Source organism: Chrysiogenia bacterium (assembly GCA_020434085.1).
GTDB lineage: Bacteria > JAGRBM01 > JAGRBM01 > JAGRBM01 > JAGRBM01 > JAGRBM01.
On record JAGRBM010000102.1, the window covers coordinates 1 to 8,871 of the forward strand.

6 protein-coding genes are annotated in these 8,871 nt (G+C 65.5%); 2 read left to right on the top strand and 4 right to left on the bottom strand.

Annotated elements, in window-relative coordinates; genetic code table 11:
• Together KDH09_03460 and KDH09_03465 are read right to left on the bottom strand one after the other, a co-directional pair.
• Window positions 1–2,156 (bottom strand): DNA translocase FtsK 4TM domain-containing protein (locus KDH09_03460; protein ID MCB0218728.1); only part of this gene is annotated, 2,156 nt, incomplete at its 3' end.
• Between the two features lie 128 nt (window positions 2,157–2,284).
• Entirely contained in the window at window positions 2,285–3,985 is a 1,701-nt protein-coding gene (locus KDH09_03465) for a ribonuclease J (protein ID MCB0218729.1), read from the bottom strand.
• Between the two features lie 211 nt (window positions 3,986–4,196).
• Between KDH09_03465 and KDH09_03470 the strand changes: the two genes are divergently transcribed.
• Window positions 4,197–5,717: a C40 family peptidase gene (locus tag KDH09_03470; protein MCB0218730.1), complete on the top strand. Its 1,521-nt coding sequence runs from the start codon at window positions 4,197–4,199 to the stop codon at window positions 5,715–5,717.
• Window positions 5,718–5,769: 52 nt separating this feature from the next.
• Complete coding sequence (locus tag KDH09_03475; GenBank protein MCB0218731.1) at window positions 5,770–6,282, top strand: hypothetical protein; 513 nt, start codon at window positions 5,770–5,772, stop codon at window positions 6,280–6,282.
• Between the two features lie 57 nt (window positions 6,283–6,339).
• On the opposite strand, the gene hemB is transcribed toward KDH09_03475, so the two are convergent.
• Window positions 6,340–7,344 carry a porphobilinogen synthase gene (gene hemB, locus KDH09_03480; GenBank protein MCB0218732.1) on the bottom strand — a complete coding sequence of 335 codons (1,005 nt, stop codon included), beginning with the start codon at window positions 7,342–7,344 and terminating at the stop codon, window positions 6,340–6,342.
• A 148-nt stretch (window positions 7,345–7,492) separates the two neighbouring features.
• Window positions 7,493–8,803, bottom strand: coding sequence for a glutamyl-tRNA reductase (locus tag KDH09_03485; protein MCB0218733.1), 1,311 nt, complete (start codon window positions 8,801–8,803; stop codon window positions 7,493–7,495).
• Window positions 8,804–8,871 lie beyond the last annotated feature (68 nt).

Genomic DNA, 8,871 nt, shown 5'->3' on the forward strand with positions numbered 1-8,871 from the left:
ATGCCCGCGCCGGCCTTGCCCTCCGCGGGGACGTTGAGAATCGCGTCGTTGTATTCGACCTCGCCGGCGGCTTCCTTGAGGTATTCCACCACGCGGTGGACTTCCTCATCGGAGACAAACGCGCCGTGGACGCGCACGAGCTTGCTCGAGCCCGGCGGTGAAAACAGCATGTCGCCGCGGCCCAGGAGCTGCTCGGCGCCCTGGGAATCGAGAATGGTGCGCGAGTCGGTGCGGCTCGTCACCTGAAAAGAGATGCGCGTGGGGAAGTTGGCCTTGATGAGGCCGGTGATGACGTCCACCGAGGGGCGCTGGGTCGCCAGGATCATGTGGATGCCCGCGGCGCGCGCCATCTGCGCCAGGCGGGCGATGGATTCCTCGATTTCCTTGCCGACCAGCATCATAAGATCAGCGAGCTCGTCGATGATGATGACCAGGTAGGGAAGTTCCTCGGGCGGCTGCAGGTCTTCTTCGCGGATGGGCCCGCAGGCCAGCGCCTGCTGCTCATCGCTGCCGTATTTGAGGATCCGCTCGCGGTCTTCCTCGGCCCGGCGCCGCGCGCGCTCGCGCCAGGTGTCGCTATCGACTTCCTTGCGCACGGCCTTGTTGAAGTTGTCGATGTTGCGCACCCCGTAGTCGGAGAGCAGCTTGTAGCGGCGCTCCATTTCGAGGACCGCCCAGCGCAGCGCGCCGGCGGCCTGCTTGGGATCGGTCACCACGCTCGAATACAGGTGCGGAATGCCGTCATAGACCGAGAGTTCGAGCATCTTGGGATCGACGAGGATGAAGCGCACATCGCGGGGATGGGCGCTGAAGAGCATCGAGAGGATCATCGTGTTGATGCCCACCGACTTGCCCGCGCCGGTGGCGCCGGCCACCAGCAGGTGGGGCATCTTCTTGAGATCCCAGTAATAGGGGATGCCGCTCGTGTCCTTGCCAAGCGCCAGCAGGGTGTGGCTCTTGTTCTTCTGGAACTCGTCGTTCTCCATCATGTCGCGAAGGTAGATCGTCTCGCGGTGCTTGTTGGGGATTTCGATGCCGATCACGTTCTTGCCCGGAATGGGCGCGATGATGCGGATGGAGACCGCCGAGAGCGCCATGGCCAGGTCGTCCTGGAGGCCCGCAACCTTCGAGACCTTCACGCCCGGCGCCGGCATGAACTCGTACATGGTGATGACCGGTCCGGGCTCGATGGCCACGACCTGTCCCTTGATGTTGAAGTCGAGGAGCTTCTTCTCGAGGATCTTGGCGTTGGCCTTGAGCTGCTCTTCATCGACCTGGTGGGTCTCGTCGGGCTCGGGATCGAGCAGCTCGGTGCTCGGCAGCGCGAACTCGCCGGCAACGGCGGGCTGCTTGGCGAACTCGAAGGCCTCCTGATCGGCAGTCTTCTTCTTGTCTTTCTTTTCGGGCTTCTTCTTGGGCTTGCGGATCTTCGCGTCGATCTGCACGGGCGCCGGCTCATCGGCAGCCAGCGGCGGGGCAATCTCCACTTCCTCGGTCACCTTGGCCGAGGCCATCTGTTCGCGAAGCTCCGAGACGTGCTCCTCGCGCTTTTCGAGCTCGGCGCGGGTGCGGCGCTCCTGCGCGGCGCGGGTAAGCGCCTTGGTCATGCGGGCGAGCAGGGAGCGAATGGCGCCGAGCGCCTCGCTCAGCGTGATGTGGGTGAGCACCATGAAGCTCACAAGCAGCCCCAGCACCGTCACGGCTGCTGCGCCGGGCACGTTGAGCGCGCCGCGGAATCCCTCGCCGAGCAGGGTGCCCAGCAGGCCGCCGGCCGCAACCGATTCGCCGCTCACAGCAACTTCGGCAATGGAGAGATGCAGGGCCACGGCGCTGAAGACGGCGAAGGCGAAAAAGGCGCCGCCGCGCATGGCCAGCTTGTGCTTGGGCGGCAGCTCCGCGCCCACGAAAGCCCAGGCGCTCAGCGTTACCAGCACCAGCGGGAAGAGATAGGCCGCCAGGCCGAATCCCTCGATGAGGATCTTGTTGGAGAGCCACACCCCGGTGGCGCCGACCCAGTTGGCCACGGGCAACTCACGCCCGAGCAGCCCCTCATCGGCGGGGGAAAAGCTGACCAGTGACAGTACAAGCAGAAGGGCGAGTACCGCTGCCGCCGCTCCGAGGATCTCTCGGGGCAGGGAGCTTCCTTGACGTTCCATCGGTCCAAAATTCGGCGCTGCCGGCCCTCACCCATGGCCTTTGCGGCGCGCCGCCTTGCTCACTCACTCAAGTAGCGGGGAAAACCCTTTGAACCCCGCCGCGCGCGCTCCGGCCTCGTGGGGCCGCCTCAGGAAGAGGAAGACGCGCGCTCGATCACGACCGGCAGGATGTAGGGGATCACCGTGGAGCTGTGCCTGCGCCAGTGGCGCCGCAGGCTCTGGATGAGCGCCTCTTCCAGCGAGTCGTAACCGCTAGCTTCTTGATAATACTCGGAAATTGCCCGATTGACCACCCCTGTGAGTGCGTCGTCGGTGTGACCGTTTCGTGCCAGCCCCCGCATCTCGAAGGCCGGGGGAGCCGCCAGGGCGCGGCGCCGGGGGTCCACGCTCACCGTGGCCACGAGCAGGCCGTGGTTGCCCAGAAAATGCCGGTCGTGGAGTTCCTGCGCCCCGAGCATCAGGCCCGTGCCCGCATCCACCGCCCGGGCGCCCGCCGGGACGCGGCCCTCGATCTCGGCCGCCTCCCGAGTGACCCTGAGAACGGCGCCGTCCTCGATGTGGATCACGTTCTCCACCCCGCACTCGCGGGCCAGCTCGCCGTGGGGCACGAGCATCCGGGTCTCGCCGTGGACCGGGATAAAGAACTTCGGCCGGATCATCTCGATCATCTGCCGCTGCTCGTCGCGGGCGGCGTGGCCCGAGACATGGACGCTCTCATCGCGGTCCTGAACGACGCGCGCGCCCACGGCGTGGGCGGCGTTGATGAGCTTGCCGATGGAATCCTCGTTGCCGGGAATGGCGCGGGCCGAGAAGACGAGCAGGTCGTCCTCGCAAAGGTCGATCTGTGTGTGCTCGCCGCGGGCAATGCGCGCGAGCGCGCTCGAGCGCTCGCCCTGGCTGCCGGTGACGACGTAGCAGACCTTGCCGGGGGAGAGCTTTTCGAGCTTCTCGGGCGTGGTCACCGTCCTGGGCGGAAATTTCAGAAAGCCGAGCTGGCGCGCCACACGCGAGACCGACTGCATGCTGCGCCCCATGAGCGCGACGCGCCGCCCGGTGGCATGGGCGGCATCGATCACCTGCTGGAGGCGGTCGACGTTGGTGGAGAAGGTCGCAATGAAGACGCGCCCTTCGTGGCCGCGCATGAGATCAGTGAGCGCCGGGCCCACCTTGAGCTCCGAGCCCGTGCGCCCGGCGCGACCCACGTTGGTGGAGTCCGAGAGCAGGGCGAGCACGCCCGCGTCGCCGATCTCGCGCATGCGCGCCAGGTCGATGCGCTGCGAGCCCGGCGGGGTGGGGTCGATCTTGAAATCGCCGGTGTGGAAGACCACCCCCTGCGGCGTGGTGATCGCCAGCGAGAGGGCGTCGGGAATCGAGTGGGTCACGGGGATGGTCTCGATCTCAAAGGGCCCGAGCTGGTAGCGCTCGCCTGCCTCGACCAGCTCGCACAGGTTGCCCACGTTGAGCCCCCACTCGGTGAGCTTGGGACGCAGCAGGCCAAGCGTCAGCCGCGTGCCGTAGAGCGGGACGCGAATGCCTTCCTGCAGGAGAAAGGGAAGCGCGCCGATGTGGTCCTCGTGCCCGTGGGTGAGAAAGACCGCCTCGATGCGCTCGGCGTTTTCCTTGAGATAGGTCAGGTCGGGGATGAGATACTGGGTGCCCAGGTAATCGTCGCCGGGAAACATGGTCCCGCAATCGACGATCAGAATGCGCCCGCGGGTCTCGTAGACCATGAGGTTCATTCCAACCTCACCGAGACCGCCCAGCGGGATCACACGAAGGGAATCGTCATCGGGGAAGCGCAATTGCTCGGGCAGGTCCTGCCAGGGCAAGCGTCTGATCTTCTCAAAAATACTCAAAGACCGGGCCTTAACCTGTTGAATTCTCTGACTGTTTCCCCTTCAATCAAGCTACTAAGGGCCCGCGGGGGCTGTCAATGAAAAACGTGATGTAAGGCACTTTGTCGGGGGCCCCATCGGCAGTAGAATCGGAAGCCGGAAACCGGGCTTTCAACCTGAAATTACTGGAGTTTTAGCCACGCCCATGCAGCACCGCAGCCTCAAAACCTCTTCGAGCCGCCGCGAGCGGCTCCGCGCGCTCTTTGCCGCGCTCGTGGTGATCCTCGGCGCGCTCTGGATGGACGGTGCTCTGGCCGAGTCCCCGCGCGAGGTCTACGAGCGCGAGATCAACCGCCGCCTGGATGCCGACGACGGGCTTACCAAGGAGGAGCGCGCGCGCTGGCGCGAGAACCTGCTCGCCGGCTTCGAGAGTGCCTTCGACAACATGGTGAGCGAGCGCGAGTACATGCTCGATGCTGTGGACACGATCTTCCACATCATGATCGAGGGAATCTTTGCAGAGCTTCCGCCCGCGCAGGTCGTTCCCGTGGCCCGCGCGGCCTTCGACGCAAGAAAGACCGGCGCGCCGGCGGCCGCCGTGGAGGGCATCGCCCAGTACGGGCTCTCCGACTACGTGCGCGATCAGGGCATCGAGATCAGCGCGCTGGAGATCGCCGGGTGGGCTTCGGGCTCCGAGGCGGCCAAGCGCGTGGGGGTTCCCGATTTTATCGCCGAAGACTTTGTCGCCCAGGCTCTCGAAGCCCGCTGGGGCATTGACCGTTACGTCCAGCTCAACGGCGCACTCATCCGGGCCGTCACCGAGGGACACGACGCCGAGGTGGCCGGGCGCTACCTGCTCATCTCCATGGAACTGGGCGAGAAAAGCGCCGAGGAAATCGTCGCGGAGATGGAGCCCTACCTGCAGAAAGTCCGGCGCGAGAAGGCCGGCGAGAAGCTCAAGGAAATGCGCGAGCGTCAGGAAGAAGAGCAGGGGAGCGGCGAGCCCGCCAAACCAAAGACGCAGCCCAAAACAGAAACGCGCACGGCCCTGAGCCCCGTGCCCGGCCAGTACAATCCCTTTGCCGGCCAGCGAACTCCCGGCGCTGCGCAGCCGGCAGCGCCCCAGCGCCCGGCGACTTCGACCGCGAGCAATCCCAGAAAGCCCGCCTCCTCGGGGCCGCTCATGGGCGTCGTCCCGGCGGCACCGGCCAAACAACAGACCGCCGCGGCGAAGCCAAACAAACCCGCCGAGCAGGCCCCGCGCAGCACCGCACCGGTAAGTAGCCAGCTCGTCTCGGCAAAACCCAACGCCATCGTGGGCCTTGTCTCGCGTAGCGCGCTCGATGCCGAGATCGATACGTGGATCGGAACGCCCTACAAGTGGGGCGGCACGAAAAAAGTCTACGGCGCCGACTGCTCGGGCTTTACCCAGGGATCGCTGCGCGCGGTGAAGATCGGCATCCCGCGCGTCTCGCGCGATCAGGCCCAGGTGGGCCGTTACCTCAACGCCGACGGCGCGCGCAACCTCAGCTACGGCGACCTGGTGTTCTTCGACACCACCGGGCGCGGCACCAAGAGCCGCGTCTCCCACGTGGGCGTCTACCTCCAGAACGGCCGCATGGCCCACGCCAGCTCCAGCAAGGGCATCATGAAAACCGACTTCACCCGCCGGTACTACCAGAGCAAGTACATGTTCGGGCGGCGGGTTACGCAGTTCACACGATGATCAAAACCGGGCGGGTAGACCCCGCCCTGCCTTTTCCAACCAAAGGTAAAACATGAACAGCCAAGTCCCCCCCCTCGACCGCGCCCGCCGCCAGCTTTCCGAGGCTGTCTGGCTCTACTTCGAGTCGCGCGACCCGCTGGTGGTGGAGACCCTGGCCGAGGAGGCGCGGGCCAATCTCCAGGAGCTGATGGAGCGCCTGCCCGCCGAGGTGCGTCGGGGCTTTCTGGAGAACTACCTGGTGCCCGAGCATCACGGGGCAGCCGAGAAATTTCTTCGCGCCCAGGGCGAGGGCGCCGCGCTGGAGGGCCTGCTCTTCGACGCGCTGAGCGTCTACCTGCACCTTGCGCAGGAATGGATCATCGAGGCGGCGGCCTTCTTCTCCTGGATGCAGCTCGAAAAGCGCGAGTGGTTCCGGCCAGAGGTGCTCTCCACCGGGGGACTCGAAGCGCGCCGCGGCGAGCGGGCGTTCTTTCTGGCCTTCCTGCAGGAAGCCGAGCACAACGGCCCCGACGAGAACGGGGCCCGCACCGGACGGCGCGGGCCGGGACAGGAAGAGGGCGAGTAGACCTCGCCCCTACAATCCGTTCGTCTGGTGTAGGGGCGGGGTCTACCCGCCCTCTGGTTATTGGAATTTCCGCGCCGCTTCCATCGCCCAGTAGGTGAGAATCATGTCCGCGCCGGCGCGGCGGAATGCCAGCAGGGCTTCCATGAAAGCGGCGTCGCCATCGAGCCAGCCGTTCTGCGCGGCGGCTTTGAGCATCGCATATTCGCCGCTGACCTGATAGACGGCGGTCGGGACCTGGAAGGTGTCTTTGACACGCCGAACGATGTCCAGGTAGGGCATGCCCGGCTTGACCATCACCATGTCGGCGCCCTCGTCGAGGTCGCTGGCCACCTCGCGCAGGGCCTCGTCGGAGTTGGCCGGGTCCATCTGGTAGGTCCGCTTGTCGCCGCCGCCCAGATTTTTCTTCGAACCCACCGCGTCGCGGAAGGGCCCGTAGTAGGCGCTCGCATACTTGGCCGCGTACGAGAGAATCGCGACATTCTCGAAACCCTCGTGGTCGAGCATGTTGCGGATCGCCCCGATGCGCCCGTCCATCATGTCCGAGGGAGCGATAACGTCGCAGCCGGCCTCAGCCTGGGCGATGGCCTGCCGGCAGAGGATGTCGACGGTCTCGTCGTTGGCGACGTAGCCATTTCGATCGAGCACGCCGTCCTGGCCGTGGCTTGTGTAGGGATCGAGTGCCACGTCGCAGATGACGCCGAGGCTGAGCCCCGCGTCCTTTACCGCGCGGGTGGCGGTGCAGATGAGGTTTTCCTTGCGGTAGGCCTCCTCGGCCTTTTCGCTCTTTCGCTCCGCCGGGACCACGGGGAAGATCGCGATGGCCGGGATGCCAAGCCCCTGTGCCTCGCGCGCGGCCTCCACGAAATTCCCCAGCGTCAGGCGCTCCACGCCGGGCATGCTGGCCACGGCCTCGTTGGAATCACCCTCGTGAACAAAGAGCGGGAGGATCAGGTTGGCCGGGTCGAGCCGGTGCTCGCGCACCATGGCGCGCATCCACTCGGTCGTGCGCTTGCGCCGGTGGCGGATGGTCGGATGAGAACCGCGTTGGGGGACCCAGGTCATTGTCTGCTCCTCAAGGTTCTTGCTGTTCAAGCAACTGTCATTGTGAAGGGTGCCATGCACCCTGAAGAATCGCGCCCCGCCAGCCCACGCGATCATTCGCTCCGCTCAGGATGACAGACTCGGGGGACAACGCGATCACAAACCCATTCTATTTTTTCTCGCCCTTTATTTCCTGCAGGGGCGGGGCCTCATCGTCATCATCGAGCCCGAAGAGCCGGCGCACGGTCTGCGTCACTTCGGCGCCATCGCCGTCGGCCTCGGCCTTCTTGAGCGCGGCGATGGGCTCGTGCAGCAGCTTGTTGACGATGGCGTTGGTCAGGTGCTCGATGCGCTCGCGCTCGGCATCGCCGATGCCGTCGAGCTTGCCGACGATTTTCTCGAACTCGGCCTTGCGGACCTCGTCGAAGCGCCTTCGCAGCGTAACGATGGTCGGCACGACGCGAAGGCCGTTCAAATAGTTCTCAAATTCCTCGGTCTCGGCCTCAATGATTTTCTCGGCCTCCTGCGCCTCGGCATAGCGGGCCTTCTTGTTTTCCTCGACCACGCCTTCGAGATCGTCGAGATCGTAGACGTAGCAGCCCTCGAGATCGCCGGCGTCCGGATCGATGTTGCGCGGCACTCCCAGGTCGATGAGAAAGAGCGGGCGGTAGCGGCGCGCCCGCATGACCGGATCAAGCCGCGCTTTGGTGATGACGTAGTGGGGCGCCGCCGCCGAAGAGATCACGATGTCGGCCTTCGTGAGCTCGCCGTCGATGTCGTCCCAGCCGATGGCGTAGCCGCCAAAGCGCGAGGCCAGCTTCGCGGCGCGCTCGTAGGTGCGGTTGGCGATGGTGATCTTCGAGAGACCAGCGGCCAGCAGGTGCTCGACCGCCAGCTCGGCCATCTCACCGGCGCCGATGAGCAGCGCTTCCTTGTCTTCGAGTTTACCGAAGATGCGGCGTGCCAGTTCGACCCCCGCGTAGCTCACCGACACCGCGTTCTCTGCGATCTTCGTTTCCGTGCGCACGCGCTTGGCCACCTGGAAGGTCTTGTGGAAAAGGCGGTTGAGCATGGGCCCGCACGTGCCCGCGTCGCAGGCGGCGTGATAGGCCTCCTTGACCTGCCCGACGATCTGGGGCTCGCCGAGCACCATGGAGTCGAGCGAGGCGGCCACGCGGAACAAATGATTCACTGCCTCGTACGAGTGGTAGTGATAGAGCACCGGATGCAGCTCGGTCTCGGGAACCTTGCGGTTCTCGGCGAGAAATCCCGAGACAATTTTGGAAAGCCCGCGCCCGGCCGGGCCGCTGGCGACAAGCTCGGTGCGGTTACAGGTGGAGATAATCACCGCTTCGTCGACGTGCTCGCGGCCGCGAAGATCCTGCAAAGCCTCGGAGAGTTGCTCGGAGGCAAAGGCCAGGCGCTCGCGCAGCTCGATGGGCGCGGTGCGGTGGGAGATGCCGACGACTACAAGATCCATCGCGCCCCCCTTATCCCATGCCGTGGCTGGCCATATGGATCGAACCATCGGCCATCAGGAAGGCGCCC

Coding starts and splice junctions, on each gene's coding strand:
- KDH09_03470 (MCB0218730.1), top strand. CDS start 4,197: ATGCAGCACCGCAGCCTCAAAACCTCTTCGAGCCGCCGCGAGCGGCTC.
- KDH09_03475 (MCB0218731.1), top strand. CDS start 5,770: ATGAACAGCCAAGTCCCCCCCCTCGACCGCGCCCGCCGCCAGCTTTCC.
- hemB (MCB0218732.1), bottom strand. CDS start 7,344: ATGACCTGGGTCCCCCAACGCGGTTCTCATCCGACCATCCGCCACCGG.
- KDH09_03485 (MCB0218733.1), bottom strand. CDS start 8,803: ATGGATCTTGTAGTCGTCGGCATCTCCCACCGCACCGCGCCCATCGAG.